The sequence below is a fragment of the Citrobacter sp. TBCP-5362 genome, from assembly GCF_005406305.1.
Lineage (GTDB): Bacteria > Pseudomonadota > Gammaproteobacteria > Enterobacterales > Enterobacteriaceae > Citrobacter_B > Citrobacter_B koseri.
On sequence record NZ_CP040234.1, the window covers coordinates 310,365 to 337,301 of the forward strand.

A 26,937-nucleotide genomic window follows, 5' to 3' on the forward strand; every position below is an offset into this window, starting at 1 on the left:
CTGTGGGGGCACCACTTTGAGCACGACTAACCATGATCACCACATTTACGTTCTGATGGGCGTATCAGGCAGTGGCAAATCCGCTGTCGCCAGCGAAGTGGCGCATCAGCTGCATGCCGCGTTTCTTGATGGCGATTTTCTCCATCCGCGTTGCAACATCATGAAAATGGCCTCCGGCGAGCCGTTGAATGACGACGACCGCAAGCCGTGGTTACAGGCGCTGAACGATGCGGCGTTTGCGATGCAGCGAACCAATAAAGTATCGCTGATTGTCTGTTCCGCACTGAAAAAACACTATCGCGACCTGCTGCGCGACGGTAACCCAAACCTGTCTTTCATCTACCTGAAAGGGGATTTTGACGTTATCGAAAGCCGCCTGAAGGCACGTAAAGGCCACTTCTTTAAAACGCAGATGCTGGTAACTCAGTTTGACACGCTGGAAGAGCCGGGCGCTGACGAGAGCGATGTACTGGTGGTGAATATCGATCAGCCGCTGGAAGGTGTCGTGGCAAGCACCATTGAGGTCATTAACAAAGGCAGTAAGTAGTGAGTACATTAACGCTTGTTTTAACAGCAGTAGGTTCTGTTTTACTGCTGCTGTTTTTAGTGATGAAGGCGCGTATGCACGCCTTCGTTGCTTTGATGGTGGTGTCTATTGGCGCAGGTCTCTTTTCCGGTATGCCGCTCGATAAAATCGCGGCGACGATGGAAAAAGGGATGGGCGGTACGCTTGGCTTCCTGGCGATTGTCGTCGCACTGGGTGCCATGTTCGGCAAAATTTTGCATGAGACGGGCGCAGTCGATCAGATTGCCGTCAAAATGCTCAAATCTTTCGGCCACAGCCGCGCGCATTACGCAATTGGTCTGGCGGGGCTGATTTGCGCGCTGCCGCTGTTCTTTGAAGTCGCCATTGTGCTGCTGATCAGCGTCGCATTCTCTATGGCGCGCCATACCGGAACAAACCTTGTGAAGCTGGTCATTCCGCTGTTTGCGGGCGTGGCGGCGGCTGCGGCGTTTCTGCTGCCCGGGCCTGCGCCGATGCTGCTGGCGTCCCAAATGCACGCTGATTTTGGCTGGATGATCCTGATTGGTCTGTGCGCGGCAATCCCTGGTATGATCATCGCCGGGCCGCTGTTTGGTAATTTCATTGGCCGCTATGTGGAACTGCACGTCCCGGACGACATTACCGAACCGCATCTGGGCGAAGGTAAAATGCCGTCGTTTGGCTTCAGTCTCTCGCTGATCCTGCTGCCGCTGGTGCTGGTGGGGCTGAAAACGATCGCCGCGCGCTTTGTCGCGGAAGGTTCCAGCGCTTACGAATGGTTTGAGTTTATCGGCCACCCGTTCACCGCGATTCTGGTGGCGTGCCTGGTGGCAATCTATGGCCTGGCGGTGCGTCAGGGGATGGCGAAAGATAAAGTCATGGCAATCTGCGGTCAGGCGCTGCAACCGGCGGGCATTATTCTGTTGGTGATTGGCGCAGGTGGCGTGTTCAAGCAGGTTCTGGTGGATTCCGGCGTTGGCCCGGCGCTGGGCGAAGCGTTAACCGGCATGGGCTTGCCGATTGCCATCACCTGCTTCGTGCTGGCGGCAGCGGTGCGTATCATTCAGGGTTCCGCGACCGTCGCGTGCTTAACGGCGGTGGGGCTGGTGATGCCGGTGGTGGAACAACTGAACTTCTCCGGCGCGCAGATGGCGGCATTGTCTATCTGTATCGCGGGCGGTTCTATCGTGGTCAGCCACGTAAACGACGCCGGTTTCTGGCTGTTCGGTAAATTCACTGGCGCGACCGAAGCGCAAACGCTGAAGACCTGGACGATGATGGAAACTATTCTCGGCACCGTCGGCGCGATTGTTGGTATGATTGCGTTCCAGCTTCTGAGCTGAGTCTTGTTGCCCGGTGGCGCGCCGCTTACCGGGCCTACAAGTGAGCACATATCCACACCGTAGGCCGGGTAAGCGTCACCCGGCTTTTTTACATCCTCAGCCTTTCATCCACATCCGAATGCCGTCCAGGAACATCTGGGTCGCCATCATCACCAGAATCAACCCCATCAGACGTTCCAGCGCGTTAACCCCTTTCTCACCCAGCAGACGCAGGAACAGCGACGATTGCAGCAGAATCACAAACGTGCCGCCCCAGGCGATCAGCAGAGCGATGACCAGATGCCCCATCTGGTTCGGATACTGATGCGATAACAGCATCAGCGTCGCCAGGATGGTCGGGCCCGCCACCAGAGGGATAGCCAGCGGTACGATAAACGGTTCTTCGCCCGCCGGGAGTCCGGCGCTGTTGCCTGATGCGCTGGGGAAAATCATTTTAATGGCGATCAGGAACAGAATAATCCCCCCGGAGATCGACACGGTTTCCGCCCGCAGGTTGAGAAAGGCCAAAATTTTCTCGCCCGCAAACAGGAAAATGAGCATCAGTAAAAGCGCAATAAACAGCTCGCGAACCATAATCGCCCGGCGGCGCTTTGGTTCGGTATGTTTCAGTACGGACATGAAAATGGGCAGGTTTCCGAGTGGATCCATAATCAGGATCAATAAAACTGCCGCTGAAATGATTTCATTCATAACTCAAATTCCCTGATAATTACTGCGGACTTTCTGCTTGCTTAGGAAGCGGGATAAGTCGCATTACTGATGGCTTCGCTATCATTGATTAATTTCACTTGCGACTTTGGCTGCTTTTTGTATGGTGAAGGAAGAACCAGTAGGACACTGGTTTGCATACACAGCACACATCTTTGCAGGAAAAAAACGCTATGAAAAATGTTGGTTTTATCGGCTGGCGCGGTATGGTCGGCTCTGTACTCATGCAACGCATGGTTGAAGAGCGCGACTTCGATGCCATTCGCCCTGTTTTCTTTTCTACTTCCCAGCTTGGGCAGGCAGCGCCGACGTTCGGCGGTACGCCCGGCGGCACACTTCAGGATGCCTTTGATCTCGACGCGTTGAAGGCGCTTGATATCATTGTGACCTGTCAGGGCGGCGATTATACCAACGAAATCTATCCAAAGCTCCGTGAAAGCGGCTGGCAGGGCTACTGGATTGACGCGGCATCCTCGCTGCGCATGAAAGACGACGCCATCATTATTCTTGATCCGGTTAATCAGGATGTCATTACCGACGGCCTGAACAACGGCATTAAAACCTTCGTCGGCGGTAACTGTACCGTCAGCCTGATGCTGATGTCGCTGGGCGGTCTGTTTGCTAATGACCTGGTGGACTGGGTTTCTGTTGCGACTTACCAGGCGGCGTCTGGCGGCGGCGCGCGTCATATGCGCGAACTGCTGGCGCAGATGGGCCACTTGTACGGTCACGTAGCCGATGAGCTGGCGACCCCTTCTTCCGCGATCCTCGACATTGAGCGCAAAGTGACGACCCTGACCCGCAGCGGCGACCTGCCGGTTGATAACTTTGGCGTACCGCTGGCGGGCAGCCTGATTCCGTGGATCGACAAACAGCTCGATAACGGCCAGAGCCGCGAAGAGTGGAAAGGCCAGGCGGAAACCAACAAAATTCTCAACACCTCTTCCGTGATCCCGGTGGATGGTCTGTGCGTGCGCGTCGGCGCGCTGCGCTGCCACAGCCAGGCGTTCACCATTAAACTGAAAAAAGACGTGTCTGTTCCGACCGTGGAAGAACTGCTGGCCGCGCACAACCCGTGGGCGAAAGTGGTGCCCAACGATCGTGACATTACCCTGCGTGAGTTAACCCCGGCTGCCGTTACCGGCACGCTCACCACGCCGGTTGGCCGCCTGCGTAAGTTGAACATGGGGCCGGAGTTCCTCTCCGCCTTTACCGTTGGCGACCAGCTGCTTTGGGGCGCGGCAGAACCGCTTCGCCGTATGCTGCGTCAGCTGGCGTAATTGTGGATGGCCTGGTGGCGCGATGCTTATCAGGCCCACCAATAACGTGAATCATCAGGCCGGATAACGCATCGCCGCCATCCGGCAAACAAAACAGAGTTTAAATGTTGGGTGCTGAGTCACCCTTTTTTTTGCGTAATACAGGAGTAAGCGCAGATGTTCCAATATTTACCAGGAGTAAGATAAAGCATTGGCTATTCTTTAAGGGTGTCTTAATACCGGAGGTATTAAGCCTTAGCCTGAAGGTGGGACGGGGCAGAGAGGATGCACATTGGTGCTGCGCCGTTCAGGTCAAAGAAGTGTCACAACCTGATGTCGAAGATCAGTTGGAAGGGGTGACACCATAAAACAGGAAGACAGCCATGTCCGATCGTATCGATAGAGACGTGATTAATGCGCTAATTGCGGGCCATTTTGCGGACCCTTTTTCCGTACTTGGTATGCACCAAACCACCGCGGGACTGGAAGTCCGCGCCCTATTGCCTGATGCCACCGAAGTGTGGGTGATTGAACCGAAAACCGGACGTAAAGTCGGCAAACTGGAATGTATCGACTCACGCGGTTTTTTTAGCGGTGTGCTCCCCCGACGCAAAAATTTCTTTCGCTATCAGCTCGCTGTTGTCTGGCATGGACAGCAGAATCTGATTGACGATCCTTACCGTTTTGGCCCGCTGATCCAGGAAATGGATGCCTGGTTGCTGTCTGAAGGCACGCATTTACGCCCGTATGAAACGCTGGGCGCACATGCCGACACAATGGACGGCGTTACTGGAACCCGTTTTTCCGTCTGGGCGCCGAATGCCCAGCGCGTCTCCGTCGTTGGGCAATTCAACTACTGGGATGGCCGCCGCCACCCGATGCGCCTGCGCAAAGAGAGCGGTATCTGGGAGCTGTTTATTCCCGGCGCGCAACACGGTCAGTTGTACAAGTTCGAGATGATCGATGCGCATGGCAAGCTGAGAATCAAAGCCGACCCGTATGCGTTTGAAGCGCAAATGCGCCCGGAAACGGCCTCGCTGATCTGCGGTCTACCGGAAAAAGTGGTGCAGACGGAAGAGCGCAAACAAGCCAACCGGTTCGATGCGCCTGTCTCCATCTATGAAGTGCATCTGGGCTCGTGGCGTCGTCATACCGATAACAATTTCTGGCTGAGCTACCGCGAACTGGCGGATCAGCTTATTCCATACGTAAAATGGATGGGCTTTACCCACCTCGAACTGCTTCCTGTTAATGAACATCCTTTTGATGGCAGCTGGGGCTACCAGCCGACCGGGCTGTATGCGCCGACCCGCCGTTTCGGCACGCGCGATGACTTCCGCTATTTCATCAATGCCGCTCATCAGGCGGGTCTGAACGTCATTCTTGACTGGGTGCCGGGCCACTTCCCGTCGGATGATTTTGGTCTGGCGGATTTCGATGGCACCAAACTGTATGAGCACAGCGACCCGCGCGAAGGGTATCACCAGGACTGGAACACGCTTATCTATAACTACGGGCGCCGTGAAGTCAGCAACTATCTGGTCGGGAACGCGCTTTACTGGATTGAGCGTTTCGGCATTGATGCGCTGCGTGTAGACGCCGTGGCGTCGATGATTTACCGCGACTACAGCCGCAAAGAAGGCGAGTGGATCCCCAACGAGTTCGGCGGGCGTGAGAACCTGGAAGCCATTGAGTTCTTACGCAATACCAACCGTATTCTGGGAGAGCAGGTGCCTGGCGCGGTGAGCATGGCCGAGGAGTCCACTGACTTCGCTGGCGTGTCCCGACCACAGGATATGGGCGGACTGGGTTTCTGGTACAAATGGAACCTGGGCTGGATGCATGACACGCTGGACTACATGAAGCTGGACCCGGTTCATCGCCAGTATCATCACGATAAGCTGACCTTCGGCATGCTCTACAACTACACCGAAAACTTTGTCCTGCCGCTGTCGCATGACGAAGTGGTGCATGGCAAAAAATCGATTCTCGACCGTATGCCTGGCGACGCCTGGCAGAAATTCGCCAACCTGCGCGCCTATTACGGCTGGATGTGGGCGTTCCCCGGTAAAAAACTGCTGTTTATGGGCAACGAGTTCGCCCAGGGGCGCGAGTGGAACCACGACGCCAGCCTTGACTGGCATCTGCTGGAAGGCGGCGACAACTGGCACCACGGCGTACAGCGGCTGGTGCGCGATCTCAACCATACCTATCGCCACCATAAAGCGCTGCATGAACTTGATTTTGACGCTTACGGTTTTGAATGGCTGGTGGTGGATGATAACGAACGTTCGGTGCTGATTTTTGTCCGCCGCGATAAAGTCGGCAATGAAATCATCGTCGCCAGCAACTTTACCCCGGTGCCGCGCCATGACTATCGTTTTGGCATCAATCAGCCAGGGAAATGGCGGGAGATTGTGAATACCGATTCTATGCACTACCACGGCAGCAATACCGGCAACGGCGGGGTGGTGCACAGCGACGAGATCGCCAGCCACGGCCGCCAGCACTCATTGAGTTTGACGCTGCCGCCGCTGGCCACCATCTGGCTTGTGCGGGAGGGTGAATGACGCAACTGGCAACCGGCAAAGCGACACCGCATGGCGCGACGTATGACGGTCATGGCGTCAACTTCACGCTCTTTTCGGCGCATGCGGAGCGCGTTGAACTGTGCGTGTTTGATGCGCTCGGCAATGAGCAGCGGTATGACCTGCCGGGGCGCAGCGGCGATATCTGGCACGGCTACCTTGCCGACGCCAGACCCGGCCTGCGCTACGGGTATCGCGTACACGGCCCGTGGCAACCCGCGCAAGGGCACCGCTTTAACCCGGCAAAACTGCTTATCGATCCCTGCGCTCGCCGCGTTGAAGGAGAGCTGAAGGATAACCCGCTGCTGCACGGCGGGTACGACGAGCCGGACCATCGTGATAATGCCGCCGTTGCCCTGAAGTGCGTTGTCACCGCCGACCGCTATGACTGGGAAGATGACGCCCCGCCGCGCACGCCGTGGGGCAACACGGTCATCTACGAAGCGCATGTGAAGGGGCTGACGTACCTGCATCCGGCGATCCCGTCAGAGATTCGCGGCACCTGGAAGGCGCTGGGCCATCCGGTGATGATCGCGTATTTCAAGCAGTTGGGCATTACCGCGCTGGAGCTGTTGCCGGTGGCGCATTTTGCCAGTGAACCGCGCTTACAGCGCCTGGGGCTGTCGAATTACTGGGGCTATAACCCGGTGGCGATGTTCGCGCTACATCCGGCTTATGCCTGCTCCCCGGAAACGGCGCTGGATGAGTTTCGCGATGCCATCAAAGCGCTGCATAAAGCCGGTATTGAAGTCATTCTTGATATTGTGCTGAACCATAGCGCGGAGCTGGATCTCGACGGGCCGCTCTTCTCCCTGCGCGGAATCGACAACCGTAGCTATTATTGGATCAAGGAGGATGGCGACTATCACAACTGGACCGGCTGCGGCAACACCCTCAATCTGAGCCATCCCGGCGTGGTGGAGTTTGCGTGCGAGTGCCTGCGCTACTGGGTTGAAACATGCCATGTGGACGGTTTTCGTTTTGATCTGGCCTCCGTGATGGGGCGTACCCCGGCGTTCCGTCAGGATGCGCCGCTGTTTACCGCCATCAACAATTGCCCGGTATTGTCGAGCGTGAAGCTCATTGCTGAGCCCTGGGATATCGGCGAAGGCGGCTATCAGGTGGGGAATTTCCCGCCGCCGTTTGCCGAGTGGAACGACCATTTCCGTGACGCGGCCCGCCGCTTCTGGTTGCAACGCAATCTGCCCCTCGGTGAGTTTGCCGGACGTTTCGCCGGTTCCAGCGATGTGTTTAAACGCCACGATCGCCTGCCCAATGCGTCCGTCAATCTGATCACCGCGCATGACGGTTTTACGCTGCGCGACTGTGTTTGTTTCAATCAGAAACACAATGAGGCGAACGGTGAGGAAAATCGGGACGGCACCAACAACAATTACAGTGATAATCATGGTAAAGAGGGATTAGGCGGCACGCTGGATTTGATTGAACGGCGGCGCGACAGCATTCATGCCCTGCTGACCACGTTGTTGCTCTCTCAGGGAACGCCGATGCTGCTGGCGGGCGATGAACACGGCCATAGCCAGCACGGCAACAATAACGCTTACTGCCAGGATAATGCATTAACCTGGCTGGACTGGCAGCAGGCAAACAGTGGGCTAACCACCTTTACCGCTGCATTGATTCATCTTCGCCAGCAGATACCGGCATTAGTGGGAAATCGCTGGTGGGAAGAAAATGACGGCAATGTTCGTTGGCTGAATAAAAATGCAGAGCCCTTAAGCGCGGGCGAGTGGGAAAACGGGCCGAAACAGATGCAGATCCTGCTTTCAGACCGCTTCCTTATCGCGATAAACGCCACGCTTGAGGTGACAGATATCGTTTTACCTGAAGGGGAGTGGCACGCTATTCCCCCATTCGCTGGAGAGGATAATCCGGTGATTACGGCTGTCTGGCAGGGACCTGCGCACGGACTGTGTGTGTTCCAGAGATGATAAAAAAGGAGTTAGTCATGGTGAGTTTAGAGAAGAACGATCGTGTAATGTTGGCGCGCCAGCTGCCATTAAAATCTGTTGCCCTGATCCTGGCCGGTGGCCGTGGTACACGCCTGAAAGATTTAACCAACAAACGTGCCAAACCTGCCGTGCACTTTGGCGGTAAGTTCCGCATCATCGATTTTGCCTTATCCAACTGTATTAACTCCGGGATCCGCCGCATTGGCGTGATTACGCAATACCAGTCTCATACTCTGGTACAGCATATTCAGCGCGGCTGGTCATTCTTCAGCGAAGAGATGAACGAATTCGTCGACCTGCTTCCCGCCCAGCAAAGGATGCAGGGCGAAAACTGGTATCGTGGAACGGCAGATGCCGTGACCCAGAACCTGGACATCATTCGTCGCTATAAAGCGGAATATGTGGTGATCCTCGCGGGCGATCATATCTACAAGCAGGACTACTCGCGCATGCTGATCGACCACTTCGAAAAAGGAGCGCGCTGCACCGTGGCGTGTATGCCGGTGCCGATTGAAGAGGCCACCGCGTTTGGCGTGATGGCGGTGGACGAGAGCGATAAGATCATCGAGTTTGTTGAAAAACCGGCGAATCCGCCAGCCATGCCTGGCGACGCGACGAAATCTCTCGCCAGCATGGGGATCTACATTTTCAATGCCGATTATCTGTATGAGTTGCTGGAGGAGGACGACAAAGACGACACCTCCAGCCACGATTTCGGTAAAGATATCATCCCAAAAATCACCAAAGCCGGTATGGCATATGCGCATCCATTCCCGCTGTCCTGCGTGCAGTCCGATCCCGAATCTGAACCTTACTGGCGCGATGTGGGTACGCTGGAAGCCTACTGGAAAGCCAACCTCGACCTGGCCTCGGTGACGCCGGAACTCGACATGTATGATCAGGACTGGCCGATCCGCACGCACATGGAGTCTCTGCCGCCTGCGAAATTTGTTCAGGATCGCTCCGGCAGCCACGGCATGACGCTCAACTCGCTGGTCTCCGGCGGGTGCATTATATCCGGTTCGGTGGTGGTGCAGTCCGTCCTGTTCCCGCGCGTGAGGGTGAACTCATTCTGTAACATCGATTCGGCAGTCCTGCTGCCAGAGGTCTGGGTTGGACGCTCATGCCGCTTGCGTCGTTGCATCATCGATCGCGCCTGCGTAATCCCGGAAGGTATGGTGATTGGCGAAAATGCGGAAGAAGATGCCCGTCGTTTCTACCGTTCAGAGGAAGGCATTGTGCTGGTCACGCGTGAAATGCTGCGCAAATTGCAGGTCAAACAGGAGCGATAATGCAGGTTTTACATGTATGTTCAGAGATGTTCCCCCTGCTCAAAACAGGTGGTCTGGCGGATGTGATTGGCGCGTTGCCTGCGGCACAGATTGCGGATGGTGTGGATGCTCGTGTGCTGCTTCCTGTATTTCCTGATATTCGTCGGGGTATCCCGGATGCGCAGGTAGTGACCCGGCGCGATACCTTTGCGGGAAGAATTACGCTCCTGTTCGGGCATTATAACGGCGTGGGAATCTACCTGATTGATGCGCCGCATCTGTATGACCGTCCGGGAAGCCCTTATCACGATACGAATTTATTCGCCTATACCGATAACGTCCTGCGGTTTGCGCTGTTGGGATGGGTGGGATGTGAAATGGCCTGCGGGCTTGATCCATTCTGGCGCCCGGATGTGGTGCATGCGCACGACTGGCATGCAGGCCTGGCGCCTGCGTATCTGGCTGCGCGCGGGCGTCCGGCGAAATCGGTGTTTACCGTACACAACCTGGCCTATCAAGGCATGTTTTATGCACATCACATGGATGACATCCAACTGCCATGGTCGTTCTATAACATGCATGGTCTGGAGTTTAACGGGCAGATTTCATTCCTGAAGGCGGGGTTGTATTACGCCGACCATATTACGGCGGTGAGCCCGACCTATGCGCGTGAAATTACCGAGCCGCAGTTCGCGTACGGGATGGAAGGCCTGCTGCGTCAGCGTCATCAGGAAGGGCGTCTGTCCGGCGTGCTGAATGGCGTGGATGAGAAAATCTGGAGCCCGGAAACGGATCTGCTGCTGGCGGCGCGCTATACGCGTGACTCGCTGGAGGAGAAAGCGGAGAACAAGCGCCAGCTACAGATTGCGATGGGGCTGAAAGTGGATGACAAAGCGCCGCTGTTCGCCGTGGTCAGCCGTCTGACCAGCCAGAAAGGGCTGGATCTGGTGCTGGAGGCGTTGCCGGGATTGCTGGAGCAGGGCGGGCAACTGGCGCTGCTGGGCGCGGGCGATCCGGTATTGCAGGAAGGATTTTTAGCGGCGGCGGCGGAACACCCAGGCCAGGTGGGCGTGCAGATCGGCTATCACGAAGCCTTCTCTCACCGCATCATGGGCGGGGCGGATGTCATTCTGGTGCCCAGCCGCTTTGAGCCGTGCGGCTTAACGCAGTTATACGGACTGAAGTACGGCACGCTGCCGCTGGTGCGGCGTACCGGTGGGCTTGCTGATACGGTGTCGGACAGTTCGCTGGAAAACCTGGCGGACGGCATCGCCAGTGGGTTTGTATTTGAAGATAGTAATGCCTGGTCTCTGTTACGGGCGATCCGGCGTGCTTTCGTGTTGTGGTCCCGACCTTCGCTCTGGCGGTTTGTGCAACGCCAGGCTATGGCCATGGATTTTAGCTGGCAAGTCGCGGCGAAGTCTTACCGCGAGCTTTACTATCGCTTGAAATAGTTATCCAGGAATCACCTATATGAATGCTCCATTTACTTATGCATCGCCCACTCTTAGCGTAGAAGCGCTTAAGCATTCTATTGCCTACAAACTGATGTTCACGATTGGTAAAGATCCGGTCATTGCCAATAAACATGAATGGCTGAACGCCACGCTGTTCGCGGTGCGCGATCGCCTCGTGGAACGCTGGCTGCGTTCTAACCGTGCTCAACTGTCGCAGGAAACCCGTCAGGTCTATTACCTGTCGATGGAATTTTTGATTGGCCGAACCCTCTCCAATGCCTTGTTATCGTTGGGTATTTACGACGATGTTAAAGGGGCGCTGGAAGCGATGGGGCTGGATCTCGAAGAACTGATTGATGAAGAGAACGACCCCGGTCTTGGCAACGGCGGTCTTGGCCGTCTGGCGGCGTGCTTCCTCGATTCGCTGGCGACCCTGGGCCTGCCGGGGCGCGGCTATGGGATTCGCTACGACTACGGCATGTTCAAGCAGAACATTGTCGAGGGGCGGCAGAAAGAGTCCCCGGACTACTGGCTGGAATACGGCAATCCGTGGGAGTTCAAACGCCATAATACGCGCTACAAAGTGCGTTTCGGCGGGCGAATTCAGCAGGAAGGCAAGAAAGCCCGCTGGATTGAAACCGAAGAGATTCTGGCGGTGGCCTATGACCAGATTATCCCGGGTTATGATACCGACGCCACCAACACGCTGCGCCTGTGGAGCGCTCAGGCCAGTAGCGAAATCAACCTTGGTAAATTTAACCAGGGCGACTATTTCGCGGCGGTAGAGGATAAAAACCACTCTGAAAACGTATCCCGCGTGCTCTACCCGGATGACTCCACCTATTCGGGACGCGAGCTGCGCCTGCGTCAGGAGTACTTCCTGGTTTCCTCAACGGTACAGGACATTCTGAGCCGCCACTACCAGCTGCATAAAACCTATGACAACCTGGCGGATAAAATCGCCATTCACCTCAATGATACTCACCCGGTGCTGTCGATCCCGGAACTGATGCGCTTGTTGATTGATGAGCACAAATTCAGCTGGGACGATGCGTTTGAGGTGTGCTGCCAGGTCTTCTCCTACACCAACCACACGCTGATGAGCGAAGCGCTGGAAACCTGGCCGGTGGATATGCTGGGTAAAATCCTGCCGCGTCATTTGCAGATCATCTTTGAGATTAACGACTACTTCCTGAAAACGTTGCAGGAGCAGTATCCCAACGATACTGCTCTGCTGGGGCGGGCGTCGATTATCGATGAGTCCAACGGTCGTCGCGTCCGTATGGCGTGGCTGGCGGTAGTGGTGAGCCATAAAGTGAATGGCGTGTCGGAGCTGCACTCTAACCTGATGGTGCAGTCGCTGTTTGCTGATTTTGCGAGTATCTTCCCGACCCGCTTCTGCAACGTGACCAACGGCGTGACGCCGCGCCGCTGGCTGGCGCTGGCGAACCCGTCGCTTTCTGAGGTGCTGGACGAAAATATCGGGCGCACCTGGCGTACGGATCTCAGCCAGCTAAGCGAACTACAGCAGCATTGCGATTTCCCGCTGGTGAATCACGCGGTGCGCCAGGCGAAGCTGGAAAACAAAAAACGGCTGGCAATACTCATCGCTCAGCAGTTGAACGTGGTGGTCAATCCGAAGGCGTTGTTTGATGTGCAGATTAAACGTATTCACGAGTACAAACGTCAGTTGATGAATGTGCTGCATGTGATTACGCGTTATAACCGCATCAAGGAAGATCCTGAGGCGGAATGGGTGCCACGCGTGAATATCTTTGCCGGTAAGGCGGCTTCGGCCTATTACATGGCGAAGCACATTATTCACTTGATCAATGACGTTGCTAAGGTGATCAACAACGATCCGCAGATTGGCGATAAGCTGAAAGTGGTGTTTATCCCGAACTACAGCGTGAGCCTGGCGCAGGTCATTATTCCTGCCGCCGACCTGTCTGAGCAGATTTCGCTGGCGGGTACGGAGGCGTCTGGCACCAGTAACATGAAGTTTGCGCTTAACGGCGCGCTGACCATCGGTACGCTGGACGGCGCAAACGTCGAGATGCTGGAGCATGTGGGGGCGGAGAATATCTTTATCTTTGGCAATACGGCGGAAGAGGTGGAAGAACTGCGCAAGCAGGGCTATAAACCGCGCGAGTATTACGAAAAAGATGCGGAGCTGCACCAGGTGCTGACACAGATCGGCAGCGGCGTGTTCAGCCCGGAAGAGCCGGGGCGCTACCGTGATCTGGTGGATTCGTTGATTAACTTTGGCGACCACTATCAGGTGCTGGCGGATTATCGTAGCTATGTTGATTGCCAGGATAAGGTGGATGAATTGTATCGTCATCCCGAAGAGTGGACCGCGAAAGCGATGCTCAATATCGCCAATATGGGGTATTTCTCTTCCGACAGGACGATCAAGGAGTATGCCGAAAATATCTGGCACATTGATTCGGTAAGGTTGTAACACGGGGCAGGACTAGCTGTAGGCCGGATAAGACGTTAGCCGCCATCCGGCAAAAGGCCCGGTGGCGCTGACGCTTACCGGGCCTGTGGACTGTTTTGTAGGCCGGATAAGGCGTAGCCGCCATCCGGTATTGTCATTACGACGCCAGCGACAACTGACGTTTGCCAATATATTCCGCCAGCCACTGGCTCACGCGGGACTGCTGCTCGGCGTTGAGCCACATCCCTTCTTTGGTGCGGCGCCACAACGCGTCGTCCGCACGACGTACCCATTCGTGATCCACCAGATACTTCAGCTCCGCTTCGTAAAGTTCGTGACCGAAATCTTCACCTAACTCAGCAACGGAGGTGGCTTCGCCGAGGATCCACTCGGTATTGCTGCCGTAGGTGCGGGAATAATGACGCGCCAGCGACTCCGTCAGGAACGGGTAGCGGCGGCGCAGTTTGGCCGCGTAATCTTCACGATCGCCGCCGATATCCCCGCCAGGAAGCACGCACTCTTTAGTCCAGGCCGGGCCAATACCCTGGTAATAGGACGACAGTTTTTCCATCGCGTGTTCGGCCAGCTTACGATAAGTGGTCAGCTTACCGCCGAATACCGACAGCAGCGGCGCTTTGCCGTTTTCATCGTGGATATCCAGCGTGTAGTCACGGGTGATCGCCTGCGGAGAATCGGACTCGTCGTCGCACAGCGGACGCACGCCGGAGTAGGTCCAGACGATATCGTCGCGACCCAGTTGTTTCTTGAAGTGCGCGTTATAGACTTTCAGCAGGTAATTGATTTCGCTTTCATCAATTTTCACTGCTTTCGGATCGCCTTTGTACTCAACGTCAGTGGTGCCGATGATTGAGAACTCATCCATCCACGGAATCACAAATACGATACGCTTATCTTCGTTTTGCAGGATATAAGCCTGTTTCTGCGTATGCACGCGCGGCACCACAATGTGGCTGCCTTTGATCAGACGAATGCCGTAGGGTGAAGGCAGGTGCATACCGTCGTCGAAGAACTGTTTTACCCACGGCCCCGTGGCGTTGACCAGACCACGCGCCTGCCAGGTGTGCTTTTTACCGGTATCGATATCTTCCGCTTCTACGATCCACAGACCGTTTTCACGACGGGCAGAGGTCGCTCGGGTACGGGTTAACACTTCCCCGCCTTTACGCACCACCATTTGGGCGTTTGCCAGAACCAGACGCGCATCGTCTACCCAGCAGTCAGAATATTCGAAACCGCGCACGATCTCCGGTTTCAGCACCGAATCTGCGCCAAAACGCAAACCGGTTGAACCGGGCAGACTGGTGCGTTTGCCCAGATGATCGTACATAAACAGACCGATTCGGATCATCCATGCCGGGCGCAGGTGCGGGCGGTGAGGCAGGCGGAAGCGCATCGGGAAGGCGATGTGCGGCGCCATTTTCAGCAGCACTTCACGTTCGGCCAGCGCTTCGCTGACCAGGCGGAATTCGTAGTGTTCAAGGTAGCGCAAGCCACCGTGAATTAATTTAGAGCTGGCGGAAGAGGTTGCACAGGCCAAATCCTGCGCTTCCAGCATGAGCACGGATAAACCACGTCCGGCGGCGTCTGCCGCGATACCCGCACCGTTAATGCCCCCGCCTATCACAATCAGATCTTTGGTTTCCATGCTACCCTCTTGCACTTTCGTTAAAGCTCAAAAATGTTCGTTATCGAGCATAATAGCAAAAAAACGAGCTGGTGGTAACATCGAAAAAACATTTTAGAGTGATACATATAACATTATGGCGTTTACTTACCCCGGCGACGTACACTGAACGGTAAAATAGCCATCTGCATATAAAGCCTGCATATAAAAGAAAGAGAGACTCATGGATCAGTTTGAATGTATTAATGTCGAAGAAGCTCACCAGAAACTGCACCAGGGAACGGCGGTGCTGGTGGATATCCGCGATCCGCAAAGCTATGCGATGGGCCACACGCCGCAGGCGTTCCATCTGACCAACGATACGCTGGGCGCGTTTATGCGCGACCATGATTTCGATACCGTGGTGATGGTGATGTGCTATCACGGCAATAGCAGCAAAGGCGCGGCACAGTACCTGCTACAACAGGGTTATGACGCGGTTTACAGTATTGATGGCGGGTTTGATGCCTGGCACCGCCATTTCCCCTCAGAGGTGGCATTTGGCGCTTAAGCCCACAAAGATGCAGCCTGAAGCCGGAAGGGCCTATATACTGTCCTCTTTTGTGTGGACTAAGCGACAGCAACAATGTTGATGATTACCTCTTTTGCTAACCCCCGCGTGGCGCAGGCATTTGTTGATTACATGGCGACGCAGGGCGTTATCCTGACGATTCAACAACATCATCAAAGCGATGTCTGGCTGGCGGACGAATCTCAGGCCGAGCGCGTGCGGGCGGAGCTGGCGCGCTTTCTGGAAAATCCCGCCGATCCGCGTTATCTGGCGGCAAGCTGGCAGTCCGGTCATACCGGCAGTGGGCTGCACTATCGCCGTTTCCCGTTTATCGCCACATTGCGCGAGAGAGCGGGCCCGGTCACCTGGCTTATTATGATCGCCTGTATCCTGGTGTTCGTTGTGATGAGCATCGTCGGCGCGCAGAGCGTCATGGTGTGGCTGGCGTGGCCGTTTGATCCGTCACTGAAATTTGAGTTCTGGCGCTATTTCACCCATGCGTTTATGCACTTCTCGTTAATGCATATCCTCTTCAACCTGTTGTGGTGGTGGTATATCGGCGGGGCGGTGGAAAAACGTCTGGGCAGCGGAAAACTGATCGTTATTACCGTCATCAGCGCATTGCTGAGCGGTTATGTACAGCAGAAGTTCAGCGGCCCGTGGTTTGGTGGGCTTTCCGGCGTGGTTTACGCGCTGATGGGCTACGCCTGGCTACGTGGTGAACGCGATCCGCAAAGCGGCATATATCTACAGCGTGGGCTTATTGCTTTTGCGTTGATCTGGATTGTTGCCGGGTGGTTTGATGTGTTTGGCATGTCGATGGCGAACGGTGCGCACATCGCCGGGCTGGCCGTGGGGCTGGCGATGGCATTTGCTGACACGGTGAATGCGCGAAAACGAACATGATTGGGGTTGCGCCGGATGGCGGCGAAACGCCTTATCCGGCCTACTAAAAATGCACGGTCGGTAGGCCGGATAAAACGCCAGGCGTCGCCATCCGGCAAAATTCCAGGGAATAACAATGAAACAGACACAACGTCATGACGCTATCATCGAACTGGTAAAAAAGCAGGGATACGTCAGCACTGAAGAACTGGTGGAACATTTCTCCGTCAGCCCACAAACCATTCGTCGGGATCTCAACGACCTGGCGGAGCAGAATATGATCCTGCGCCACCACGGCGGCGCGGCGTTGCCTTCCAGCTCGGTAAACACGCCGTGGCACGATCGTAAAGCGACGCAAACGGCGGAGAAGGAACGTATTGCGCGGAAAGTCGCCACGCAAATCCCCAACGGTTCAACGCTGTTTATTGATATCGGCACGACGCCGGAAGCGGTGGCGCATGCCTTGTTGGATCACAGTAACCTGCGCATTGTGACCAACAATCTCAACGTGGCGAACACGCTGATGGTGAAAGAGGATTTTCGCATTATTCTCGCTGGCGGTGAGCTTCGCAGCCGTGACGGCGGCATTATTGGCGAAGCGACGCTCGATTTCATCTCTCAATTCCGCCTGGATTTTGGCATTCTGGGGATCAGCGGTATCGACAGCGATGGGTCGCTGCTGGAATTTGATTATCACGAAGTACGCACGAAACGCGCGATTATTGAAAATTCACGCCATGTGATGCTGGTTGTGGATCACTCTAAGTTTGGTCGTAATGCGATGGTGAATATGGGCAGCATTAGCCTGGTGGATGCCGTCTATACCGATATGACGCCGCCAGCAGGGGTATTGCAGGTACTTACCGACCACCATATTCAGTTAGAGTTGTGCTGATCATCGTGATTGTAGGCCCGGTAAGCGTAAGCGCCACCGGGCAATCATCACACCCCGTACCCCATCATTTTCAAAAGCCTCTGCGCATGTTGTACGGCGTCCTGACGATGCGCGACGCCGAGCTTCTGATATAAATTGCGAATGTGCGTTTTGATGGTCGTGGCCGCAACCGCCAGCTCGCCAGCGATTTGCTCGTTGCTGTAGCCGGAATAGATCAGTCCCAGAACCTGCCACTCACGCTGCGTTAGCGGGCTGGTGCGGATCAGCTCCGGTACGTCCGGGTGATTTAACAGCCGCTCCACAAAGCCTTCGTCAAAATGGGCGAACTTATGTCGATGGTGCTGGTTAATTTCCCGCAGGATGCGCTGTGCGCGATGTTGTTCAAGCTCCGGCAGCGTATTCAACTGAATCAACTGACGCAGTTGCTGCGCCATCGCTTCGCCTTCAATCACAAAGTGGCTGATGAAACCGGTACGGTTCGCCAGTTGCAGCGCATCAAGCAACACCCGCTGGGCGTCGTTTTTACGTCCGGCCTGCCAGTACAGCTGATTAAGCAACAGCAGGTTACGGTTAAGATCGCTCATTAAACGCAGGCTACGGGCATTTTCGTTTAGCTCTTCCAGCACAATCTCTGCGGATTCAAACTCACCCAGCAGGATCTGCGCCCTGGCGATATTACGCCACTGGCCTTGCAGGAAGTGGTTGTTGGCAAATTCTGGTTTCGGCGTATGACGCAGCCAGTTGGCGGCGGACTTCTTATCGCCCGTCATCTGCCAGTAAATCACGCGAACCTTATCGGCATTGGAAATCCAGTCGCTGTGATACTGGCCGTTGCCCAGCAGGTTCTCCAGACGGTTCAACTGCGTGCGGGCATTATCCAGATCGCCGCGCGCCAGCGAGCACTGCACCAGCAGCGCCAGACATTGCAATTGCTGCTGCGGCTGGAATGCGGAAAGCACATCAATACCGCTGCGGGCGGAGGCTTCCGCTTCGTCAAGACGCGCCCATGCCCACAGAAGCTGCGCGCGAATGCGCATCAGGAACTCGTGCATCGGCAACTGTTCGAGATGTTGCTCTTTAATCAGCTGGAACGCTTTCTCCTGGGTTTCCCAGGCGGCCTGCAAAAAGCCCTGGGCGAAGAGAATTTCACTTTGTTGGAGCAGGCTCCAGAGGGCGTAATGCCAGACGTCATGATGACGCGACATTTGCTCAGTTTGCTGCATCAGCGACAGTGAACGGGAGAGATCGCCTTTACAGTGCAGCACTTCGCCGTGTACGGAGGTGGCGACAATACGGCTGTAAAACCAGGCGATCGGCAGCTCATCCAGCGCCAGTTTTGCCAGCCGTTCCGCTTCATCCGGGTTGCCGTCGTTAATCGCGACCTGAGCGCGCAGGGCGTTGAATTCCGCATGCAGCGTACCGTCCATCATGCCCTGAATCTCTTGCTCGGCGCGCGCCAGCAGGGTATTCACTTCGCTGTAGCGGTGCTGGCTTTGCATCAGCCATGCCTGCAACAGAACCAGCCGCGGGTTTTCCAGCAAACTTTCCCACGGCAGGGCCTTTAACGACTCTTCCAGCAGCGCCAGCTCACTGTGGTTAAACAGCCCCCACGCATGATTCAGCAGGATATCGCGCAGCATATGCGCATCGCCCGCCGCCAGGGCATGGTGAATGGCTTCGCTGGGGAAACCTTGCGCCATCCAGCTTTCGGCGGCAGCGCGGTGGATATCCGGCAGCTCGGTCGCCAGTTCCCACTGGCAACGCTGACGCAGGAAACTGCCAAACAGCGGGTGATAGCTGAACCATTCGCCCGTATCGTCCATGCGTTGCAGGAACAGCCCCTGACGCTCAATCTCCTCCAGACGCATCTGCCCGTTCTCTTCGCCCGTCACGCGCACGATCAGCGCATCGTTCATCGAACGCAGGATGGCGCTTTTCAGCAGAAAATGCCGGGTACTCACGTCCACGTTGTCCAGCACTTCATCGACCAGGTAATCAGACAGATGGCTGGCGTTGATTCCCGCCAGGCGTCGCGCAGACTGGTGCGCGGAGTTATTGTTCTGGCGGGCGGAAAGGGCGATAAGCTGTAGCGCGGTTGCCCAACCGGCGACGTCGTCGCACATCCGGCTGCTCTCGGCGGCTTCGATAGGCGAGGACAGACGGCGGTCAAAGAACTGTTTTGCTTCCTGATGGTTAAAGGCTAATTGCTGGCTGCCGATTTCCAGCAGCTGATCGCGAACGCGCAGGTTAGCGATGCCGAGCTGCGGTAAATTACGCGACAGCACGACCAGCGTGAGATTTTCGGGTTGATGACGCAGGAAAAAGCGCATCGCGTCGTGGATCACCGGGTTTGTGATCAGATGGTAATCATCAATGACCAGATAAAGCGGGCGATGCCACTCAGCCAACTCAATAAAAAGTTGCGCGAAAAGGGAGGTCAGGCTGACGTACTGGCGTTTTTGCACCATGACTTCACTGGTGGAGCAATGCCCGCCCGTTGCCTGCTGAAGCGCGGCAATTAAATAACTGGCGAATCGCTCCTGCTGGTTGTCGCCTTCATCCAGCGAGAACCAGCCTAACTCGTTTTTCCCGGCTGCCCACTGTGAAACAAGCGTGGTTTTCCCATAGCCCGCAGGGCTTGTTACCAGGGCCAGCCTGAAATTGTTCGCGCCGGAAAGTTTAGCCAACAGGCGCTCACGAACCACCGTATGGTCGAGTCGAACCGGACGACTTAATTTAGACGGAATCAACATAGTAATCACTTCACTGTGAGGAAATGGGGAAATGCGATTTTTTTTGCGCTTCGTAATTAATAGATATAAGGTCGGACAGAAACCGGTTTAATGCAAGCTATGCAAGTTTTTTGTGTGTCTGAATTTGCACTCTGTCACAATTCTAAATATCCATTGCAAGAAACGGTTTAGCACGGTCTGAGTGTGCGTGGAGACTGGGATGGTGCCCGATCCTGCCTGCCCCAAATAATGCCGTTTCCTCTGTGTGGTTACTGTACTTTTTAATGAAAGTCAGGAAGTAATGAACTCAGGGAATTATTCAGGAACGGAAATAACTGAATGGGTTTGATATTTCAGGTTAGAAACTATTTCCGCATTTACATATTCACTTTCAATAAACCTCCGCGATTTAATTATTTGTGTCATCGTGCGTAAAACGGCGTGCAGTCGCAGGTATGCTGTGCGGTAATTCGACGTATTCACCGGCAATCCACTACCTTTAAGTGGCGGCGATCACACTTTTATGCTCATCCCCACTACTCCTCCCTGCCTAATCCCGGGTGGGATGAGGAAGGTCAACATCGAGCCAGGCAAACTAACGATAACGTTGTTTTATTACCTGAGGATTCGGAATTTCTATGTCACAGCCTACCTTCAACAAAGATCACTTTCAGGCTGCCCTGATGCGTCAGTGGCAGCGTTTCGGTTTACTGTCGGCTCATGAGATGACATCTCGCCAGTGGTGGCAGGCCGTTAGCGGCGCACTGGCTGAATTGCTCAGCGCGCAACCTGCGGCGAAACCGGCTAAAAACCAGCGTCATGTTAACTACATTTCGATGGAATTCCTGATTGGCCGCCTGACCGGGAACAATCTGTTGAATCTGGGCTGGTATCATGCGGTGAGCGATGTGCTGAAAGCGCACGACGTCAACCTGACCGACCTGCTGGAGGAAGAGGTTGATCCTGCGCTGGGCAACGGTGGTTTAGGACGTCTGGCGGCATGTTTCCTGGACTCTATGGCGACGGTAGGCCAGTCCGCAACGGGCTATGGTCTGAACTACCAGTATGGGCTGTTCCGTCAGTCTTTTGTCGATGGGCAACAGATGGAAGCGCCGGATGACTGGCATCGCGGTAGCTACCCGTGGTTCCGTCACAATGAACAGCTTGATGTTCAGGTCGGTATTGGCGGTAAAGTGACGAAAGACGGGCGTTGGGAACCGGGTTTTGTGATCACCGGGCAGGCGTGGGACTTGCCGGTGCTTGGCTACCGGAACGGCGTCGCACAGCCGCTGCGTTTGTGGCAGGCCGCGCATGCGCATCCGTTTAACCTGACCAAATTCAACGACGGTGATTTCCTGCGTGCGGAGCAGCAGGGTATCGACGCGGAAAAACTGACGAAAGTCCTCTATCCGAACGACAACCACACCGCAGGCAAAAAGCTGCGCCTGATGCAGCAGTATTTCCAGTGCGCCTGCTCGGTAGCGGATATTCTGCGTCGTCACCACCTGGCGGGGCGCAAACTGCATGAGCTGGCGGAGTATGAGGTCATTCAACTCAACGATACTCACCCGACCATCGCTATCCCTGAACTGCTGCGCGTGCTGCTCGATGAGCACCAGCTAAGCTGGGACGACGCCTGGGCCATCACCAGTAAAACGTTCGCCTACACCAACCATACGCTGATGCCGGAGGCGCTGGAGTGCTGGGATGAGAAACTGGTGAAAGCGCTGCTGCCGCGCCATATGCAGATCATCAAAGAGATTAATGACCGCTTTAAGAAACAGGTTGATAAAACCTGGCCGGGCGATAAGCAGGTGTGGGCGAAGCTGGCGGTAGTGCACGACAAGCAGGTGCGGATGGCCAATATGTGCGTGGTCAGCGGCTTTGCGGTCAACGGCGTTGCGGCGCTGCACTCCGATCTGGTGGTGAAGGATCTGTTCCCGGAATATCACCAGCTGTGGCCGAACAAATTCCACAACGTGACCAACGGCATTACGCCGCGTCGCTGGATCAAACAGTGCAACCCGGCACTTGCGGCGCTGCTGGATAAGTCGTTGAAGAAAGAGTGGGCTAACGACCTCGATCAGCTGATCAACCTGGAGAAATTCGCCGACGACGCGGCGTTCCGCAAAACGTATCGTGAGATTAAACAGGCGAATAAAGTCCGCCTGGCCGAATTTGTGAAAATGCGCACCGGGATTGAAATTAACCCGCAGGCGATTTTCGATATCCAGATTAAGCGCCTGCACGAATATAAGCGCCAGCACCTGAACCTGCTGCATATTCTGGCGCTGTACAAAGAGATCCGTGAAAATCCGAAAGCAGACCGCGTGCCGCGCGTGTTCCTGTTTGGCGCAAAAGCGGCGCCGGGCTACTATCTGGCGAAAAACATCATCTTCGCCATTAACAAGGTGGCGGAAACCATCAACAACGACCCGAAAGTCGGCGATAAGCTGAAAGTGGTCTTCCTGCCGGACTACTGCGTTTCGGCGGCGGAAATGCTGATCCCGGCGGCGGACGTCTCTGAGCAGATCTCTACTGCCGGTAAAGAAGCCTCCGGCACCGGCAATATGAAGCTGGCGTTGAACGGCGCGCTGACGGTCGGTACGCTGGATGGGGCGAACGTTGAGATCGCCGAACAGGTCGGGGACGAGAACATCTTTATCTTCGGTCATACCGTGGAAGAGGTGAAACGGCTGAAGGCCAAGGGCTACGACCCGGTGAAATGGCGTAAGAAAGACAAAGTGCTGGATGCGGTGCTGAAGGAGCTGGAAAGCGGCAAATACAGCAACGGCGACAAGCACGCTTTTGATCAGATGCTGCACAGCATTGGCAAACAGGGGGGCGATCCGTACCTGGTGATGGCGGACTTTGCCGCCTACGTTGCGGCACAAAAGCAGGTGGACGTGCTGTATCGCGACCAGGATGCCTGGACCCGGGCGACGATCCTGAACACCGCGCGTTGCGGGATGTTCAGCTCGGATCGCTCCATCCGCGATTATCAGGCTCGTATCTGGCAGGCAAAACGCTAAGGAAGCGCCATGGAACGCAAACGTCTGGATAATGCCGCGCTGGCGGCGGGGATCAGCCCCAATTACATCAATGCCCACGGTAAACCGCAGTCGATTGGCGCCGAAACCAAACGGCGTTTGCTTGATGCGATGCACCGCGCCACCGCCGCCACGAAGGTGGCGGTAACGCCAGTGCCGAATGTGATGGTGTATACCGCAGGCAAGAAGATGCCGCTGGCGGTAGAAGGCAGCGGCGATTTTAGCTGGCTGCTGACCACCGAGGAGGGCGTACAGCACAAGGGGCACGCCACCGGCGGTAAAGCCTTTACGCTTCCGGCAAAGCTGCCGGAGGGGTATCACACGCTGACCCTGACTCAGGGCGAACAGCGCACGCACTGCCGGATCATCGTGGCGCCGAAACGCTGCTATGAGCCGCAGGCGCTGCTGACCGGACAGAAGCTGTGGGGAGCGTGCGTTCAGCTTTATACCCTGCGTTCGGAAAAAAACTGGGGGATTGGCGACTTTGGCGATCTCCAGTCGATGCTGACGGATGTTGCGAAACGTGGCGGCGCATTTATTGGCCTGAACCCGATTCACGCCCTCTACCCGGCAAACCCGGAGAGCGCCAGCCCGTACAGCCCCTCATCCCGCCGTTGGCTGAATGTCATTTATATCGACGTGAATGCCGTTGACGATTTCCGGTTGAGCAAAGAGGCGCAGGCCTGGTGGAACATGCCGACGACGCAGCAGACATTGCAGCGCGCACGGGATGCCGAATGGGTTGATTATTCTGCTGTTACCGCGCTGAAAATGACCGCCCTGCGGATGGCATGGAAAGGTTTTGCGCTTCGTGATGACGAGCAGATGGCGGCGTTTCGCCACTTTGTCGCCCAGGAAGGCGACAGCCTGTACTGGCAGGCGGCATTTGACGCGCTGCACGCGCATCAGGTGAAGGAAGATGAGTTGCGCTGGGGCTGGCCGGTCTGGCCGAAAGCGTATCAGTCAGTGAACTCGCCGGAAGTGAAACAGTTCTGTGAAGATCACCGCGATGAGGTGGACTTTTACCTCTGGTTACAGTGGCTGGCGTATACCCAGTTTGCCGCCTGTTGGGCGGTATGCCAGGGTTATGATATGCCGATTGGCCTGTATCGCGATCTGGCGGTAGGGGTTGCGGAAGGTGGGGCGGAAACCTGGTGCGACCGTGAGCTGTATTGCCTGAAAGCGTCGGTGGGCGCGCCGCCGGATATCCTCGGCCCTCTGGGGCAGAACTGGGGACTGCCGCCGATGGACCCGCACATCATCGCCGCTCGCGCCTATGAGCCGTTTATTGAACTGCTGCGCGCCAATATGCAGAACTGCGGCGCTTTGCGTATCGATCATGTTATGTCGATGCTGCGTCTGTGGTGGATTCCTTACGGTGAAACGGCGGATCACGGGGCGTATGTGCATTACCCGGTGGACGCCCTGCTCTCTATTCTGGCGCTGGAAAGTAAACGTCATCGCTGCATGGTGATTGGCGAAGATCTGGGGACGGTGCCGGTGGAAATCGTGGGTAAACTGCGCGACAGCGGCGTTTACTCGTATAAAGTGCTCTATTTCGAGAATGATCATGAGAAGAACTTCCGCGCGCCGAAAGCGTACCCGGAACAATCAATGGCAGTCGCGACGACGCATGACCTTCCTACGCTGCGTGGCTACTGGGACAGCGGCGACCTGACGCTCGGCAAAACGCTGGGGCTTTACCCGGATGAAGTGATATTGCGTGGGCTGTATCAGGATCGTGAGCTGGCGAAGCAGGGTCTGCTGGACGCGCTGCACAAATACGGTTGCCTGCCGAAACGCGCCGGGCATAAGGCGTCGCTGATGTCGATGACGCCGATCCTCAACCGTGGAATGCAGCGTTATATCGCGGACAGCCATAGCGCATTGCTGGGGTTGCAGCCGGAAGACTGGCTGGACATGGCGGAGCCGGTCAATATTCCAGGCACCAGCGACCAGTACAAGAACTGGCGGCGCAAGTTGTCCACGACGCTTGAGAAGATGTTTGCCGATGACAAGGTGAATAAACTGCTTAAAGATTTGGACAAACGGCGAAAAGCGGCCGCGAAGAAGAAGTAAAAAAAAGCCGGGGATTTCCCGGCTTTTTTATGGTGACAACACGTAGGCCTGATAAGCGCTGCGCCATCAGGCGATTCTGGCGCACATTGCCGGATGGCGGCTTTGCCTTATCCGGCCTACAAATCGTCTCGGTTACACCACCATTCCCAGCAGCAGACACCCAATCAGGCCGCAGACGGAGATAATGGTTTCCAGCATTGACCAGGACTTGATGGTTTCGCCGATGGTCAGGTTGAAATACTCTTTGAACAGCCAGAAGCCTGGATCGTTTACGTGAGAGAAAATGACGCTACCGGAACCGACGGCGATAACCATCAGTTCAGGGCTTACGCCCGTCGTCGCAATCAGCGGCGCCACGATACCACCCGCGGTAATTGCGGCCACGGTGGCAGAACCGAGCGCGATACGCAGTACGGCAGCGATGGACCACGCCATGAACAGCGGAGAAACGTTGGTTTCGTTCATCATGGACGCGATGTATTTGTCTACGCCGCTATCAACCAGTACCTGCTTAAACGCGCCGCCGCCGCCGATGATCAGCAGCATCATCGCGATGATTTTGATTGAGGAACCCAGCGTGTCGTTAATCTGATCCATTGAGCGGCCACGGTTCAGACCGAACGTGAACATCGCAATCAGTACCGCAATCAGCGTTGCCATTACCGGGTCGCCAAAGAACTCAGCAACCGGCAGGAAGGCATGACCTTTTGGCAGCACCATTTCTGCAACGGCGCGCATGGCCATTAAAATAACCGGCACCAGAGAAGTCCAGACGCTGACGCCAAAGCCAGGCATCTCTTCTTCAGTAAAGTTTTTTGCGCTGTACAGACCTTCCGGGATCGGCTTATCGATGCCTTTCAGGAAGCGGGCAAATACCGGGCCAGCGAGAATTACGGTCGGGATAGCCAGAATCGTACCGAACAGCAGGGTTTTACCCATATCGGCGTGGAAGATCGTGGCGATGGCGGTCGGGCCAGGGTGCGGAGGCAGGAAACCGTGGGTAACGGACAGCGCTGCCGCCATCGGTACGCCGACATACAGCAAAGGAATGCTGGCCGCCGCTGCGATGGTGAATACCAGCGGCAGCATCAGCACGAAGCCCACTTCATAGAACAGTGCGAAACCTACCGTGAAGCCGGTTAATACCACTGCCCACTGGATGTGTTTTTTACCAAATTTGGCAATCAGCGTGGTCGCGATGCGCTGTGCACCGCCGCAGTCTGCCAGCATTTTACCCAGCATGGCGCCGAAACCCATAATCAGGGCGAGGCTACCAAGAGTACCACCAACACCAGCTTTAATAGAGCCAATGACTTTATCCAGCGGCATTCCTTGCATCAATCCAACAGCAAGTGCCACCAGGACGAGAGCGATGAAACCGTTCATTTTGAAGCGGATCATCAGGAGTAATAACAAAATTACACCGATAGCGACGATGACTAATGGCATGATTTACCTGGCCTTTCATTTGTTATGGGTAACGTCGGTGTGTCGACGAAAAATTCCGCTTGCCCC

17 protein-coding genes are annotated in these 26,937 nt (G+C 55.7%); 13 read left to right on the plus strand and 4 right to left on the minus strand.

Annotation, left to right across the window (positions count from 1 at the left end; genetic code table 11):
- The first annotated feature begins 16 nt into the window (after positions 1-16).
- Positions 17-547 carry a gluconokinase gene (gntK, locus tag FD428_RS01450; protein WP_024131019.1) on the plus strand — a complete coding sequence of 177 codons (531 nt, stop codon included), beginning with the start codon at positions 17-19 and terminating at the stop codon, positions 545-547.
- On the plus strand, positions 547-1,887 hold the full coding sequence (gene gntU, locus FD428_RS01455; RefSeq protein WP_047460635.1) for a gluconate transporter: 1,341 nt from the start codon (positions 547-549) through the stop codon (positions 1,885-1,887). Before gntK ends, gntU begins: the two co-directional genes overlap by 1 nt.
- A gap of 96 nt (positions 1,888-1,983) precedes the next feature.
- On the opposite strand, the gene yhgN is transcribed toward gntU, so the two are convergent.
- The gene (yhgN, locus tag FD428_RS01460; RefSeq protein ID WP_012135540.1) at positions 1,984-2,577 is read right to left on the minus strand and encodes an NAAT family transporter YhgN; all 594 of its coding nucleotides are present in this window, start codon (positions 2,575-2,577) and stop codon (positions 1,984-1,986) included.
- 191 nt (positions 2,578-2,768) lie between these two features.
- On the opposite strand from yhgN, the gene asd reads away from it, so the two are divergent.
- The 6 genes from asd (at position 2,769) to glgP (ending at position 13,607) form a co-directional block, all read left to right on the plus strand.
- On the plus strand, positions 2,769-3,875 hold the full coding sequence (gene asd / locus FD428_RS01465) for an aspartate-semialdehyde dehydrogenase (protein ID WP_012135538.1): 1,107 nt from the start codon (positions 2,769-2,771) through the stop codon (positions 3,873-3,875).
- Between the two features lie 362 nt (positions 3,876-4,237).
- Positions 4,238-6,424, plus strand: coding sequence for a 1,4-alpha-glucan branching enzyme (gene glgB, locus FD428_RS01470; protein ID WP_058668214.1), 2,187 nt, complete (start codon positions 4,238-4,240; stop codon positions 6,422-6,424).
- Positions 6,421-8,394, plus strand: coding sequence for a glycogen debranching protein GlgX (gene glgX, locus FD428_RS01475; protein WP_114848065.1), 1,974 nt, complete (start codon positions 6,421-6,423; stop codon positions 8,392-8,394). The genes glgB and glgX overlap by 4 nt, the downstream gene beginning before the upstream one ends.
- 17 nt (positions 8,395-8,411) lie before the next feature.
- Positions 8,412-9,707, plus strand: coding sequence for a glucose-1-phosphate adenylyltransferase (glgC, locus tag FD428_RS01480; RefSeq protein ID WP_024131017.1), 1,296 nt, complete (start codon positions 8,412-8,414; stop codon positions 9,705-9,707).
- On the plus strand, positions 9,707-11,140 hold the full coding sequence (gene glgA, locus FD428_RS01485) for a glycogen synthase GlgA (protein WP_114848064.1): 1,434 nt from the start codon (positions 9,707-9,709) through the stop codon (positions 11,138-11,140). Before glgC ends, glgA begins: the two co-directional genes overlap by 1 nt.
- Before the next feature lie 19 nt (positions 11,141-11,159).
- Positions 11,160-13,607 (plus strand): glycogen phosphorylase, encoded by a 2,448-nt coding sequence (glgP, locus tag FD428_RS01490; RefSeq protein WP_049012094.1) that lies wholly within the window; start codon positions 11,160-11,162, stop codon positions 13,605-13,607.
- Between the two features lie 136 nt (positions 13,608-13,743).
- Here glgP and glpD read toward each other — a convergent pair whose 3' ends face one another.
- Positions 13,744-15,252: a glycerol-3-phosphate dehydrogenase gene (glpD, locus tag FD428_RS01495; protein WP_012135531.1), complete on the minus strand. Its 1,509-nt coding sequence runs from the start codon at positions 15,250-15,252 to the stop codon at positions 13,744-13,746.
- A 202-nt stretch (positions 15,253-15,454) separates the two neighbouring features.
- On the opposite strand from glpD, the gene glpE reads away from it, so the two are divergent.
- From glpE to FD428_RS01510, 3 genes are all read left to right on the plus strand, one after another.
- On the plus strand, positions 15,455-15,781 hold the full coding sequence (gene glpE / locus FD428_RS01500; protein ID WP_012135529.1) for a thiosulfate sulfurtransferase GlpE: 327 nt from the start codon (positions 15,455-15,457) through the stop codon (positions 15,779-15,781).
- 75 nt (positions 15,782-15,856) lie between these two features.
- Positions 15,857-16,687 (plus strand): rhomboid family intramembrane serine protease GlpG, encoded by an 831-nt coding sequence (glpG, locus tag FD428_RS01505; protein ID WP_012135528.1) that lies wholly within the window; start codon positions 15,857-15,859, stop codon positions 16,685-16,687.
- Between the two features lie 115 nt (positions 16,688-16,802).
- Entirely contained in the window at positions 16,803-17,561 is a 759-nt protein-coding gene (locus FD428_RS01510; protein WP_012135527.1) for a DeoR/GlpR family transcriptional regulator, read from the plus strand.
- Positions 17,562-17,608: 47 nt separating this feature from the next.
- Here FD428_RS01510 and malT read toward each other — a convergent pair whose 3' ends face one another.
- On the minus strand, positions 17,609-20,314 hold the full coding sequence (gene malT / locus FD428_RS01515) for an HTH-type transcriptional regulator MalT (protein ID WP_012135526.1): 2,706 nt from the start codon (positions 20,312-20,314) through the stop codon (positions 17,609-17,611).
- A 617-nt stretch (positions 20,315-20,931) separates the two neighbouring features.
- Here malT and malP point away from each other — a divergent pair.
- The gene (malP, locus tag FD428_RS01520) at positions 20,932-23,325 is read left to right on the plus strand and encodes a maltodextrin phosphorylase (RefSeq protein WP_114848063.1); all 2,394 of its coding nucleotides are present in this window, start codon (positions 20,932-20,934) and stop codon (positions 23,323-23,325) included.
- A 9-nt stretch (positions 23,326-23,334) separates the two neighbouring features.
- Entirely contained in the window at positions 23,335-25,422 is a 2,088-nt protein-coding gene (gene malQ / locus FD428_RS01525) for a 4-alpha-glucanotransferase (RefSeq protein WP_110493715.1), read from the plus strand.
- A gap of 132 nt (positions 25,423-25,554) precedes the next feature.
- Here malQ and gntT read toward each other — a convergent pair whose 3' ends face one another.
- On the minus strand, positions 25,555-26,871 hold the full coding sequence (gene gntT, locus FD428_RS01530; RefSeq protein WP_012135522.1) for a gluconate transporter: 1,317 nt from the start codon (positions 26,869-26,871) through the stop codon (positions 25,555-25,557).
- Positions 26,872-26,937: the final 66 nt, after the last annotated feature.

What these genes read in the sequence shown, in the direction of transcription:
- malT (WP_012135526.1), bottom strand. Translation starts at nt 20,314, where the DNA reads ATGTTGATTCCGTCTAAATTAAGTCGTCCGGTTCGACTCGACCATACG.
- FD428_RS01510 (WP_012135527.1), top strand. Translation starts at nt 16,803, where the DNA reads ATGAAACAGACACAACGTCATGACGCTATCATCGAACTGGTAAAAAAG.
- glgC (WP_024131017.1), top strand. Translation starts at nt 8,412, where the DNA reads ATGGTGAGTTTAGAGAAGAACGATCGTGTAATGTTGGCGCGCCAGCTG.
- glpD (WP_012135531.1), bottom strand. Translation starts at nt 15,252, where the DNA reads ATGGAAACCAAAGATCTGATTGTGATAGGCGGGGGCATTAACGGTGCG.
- glpE (WP_012135529.1), top strand. Translation starts at nt 15,455, where the DNA reads ATGGATCAGTTTGAATGTATTAATGTCGAAGAAGCTCACCAGAAACTG.
- malQ (WP_110493715.1), top strand. Translation starts at nt 23,335, where the DNA reads ATGGAACGCAAACGTCTGGATAATGCCGCGCTGGCGGCGGGGATCAGC.
- asd (WP_012135538.1), top strand. Translation starts at nt 2,769, where the DNA reads ATGAAAAATGTTGGTTTTATCGGCTGGCGCGGTATGGTCGGCTCTGTA.
- malP (WP_114848063.1), top strand. Translation starts at nt 20,932, where the DNA reads ATGTCACAGCCTACCTTCAACAAAGATCACTTTCAGGCTGCCCTGATG.
- glgX (WP_114848065.1), top strand. Translation starts at nt 6,421, where the DNA reads ATGACGCAACTGGCAACCGGCAAAGCGACACCGCATGGCGCGACGTAT.
- gntT (WP_012135522.1), bottom strand. Translation starts at nt 26,871, where the DNA reads ATGCCATTAGTCATCGTCGCTATCGGTGTAATTTTGTTATTACTCCTG.
- glgA (WP_114848064.1), top strand. Translation starts at nt 9,707, where the DNA reads ATGCAGGTTTTACATGTATGTTCAGAGATGTTCCCCCTGCTCAAAACA.
- glgB (WP_058668214.1), top strand. Translation starts at nt 4,238, where the DNA reads ATGTCCGATCGTATCGATAGAGACGTGATTAATGCGCTAATTGCGGGC.
- glgP (WP_049012094.1), top strand. Translation starts at nt 11,160, where the DNA reads ATGAATGCTCCATTTACTTATGCATCGCCCACTCTTAGCGTAGAAGCG.
- yhgN (WP_012135540.1), bottom strand. Translation starts at nt 2,577, where the DNA reads ATGAATGAAATCATTTCAGCGGCAGTTTTATTGATCCTGATTATGGAT.
- glpG (WP_012135528.1), top strand. Translation starts at nt 15,857, where the DNA reads ATGTTGATGATTACCTCTTTTGCTAACCCCCGCGTGGCGCAGGCATTT.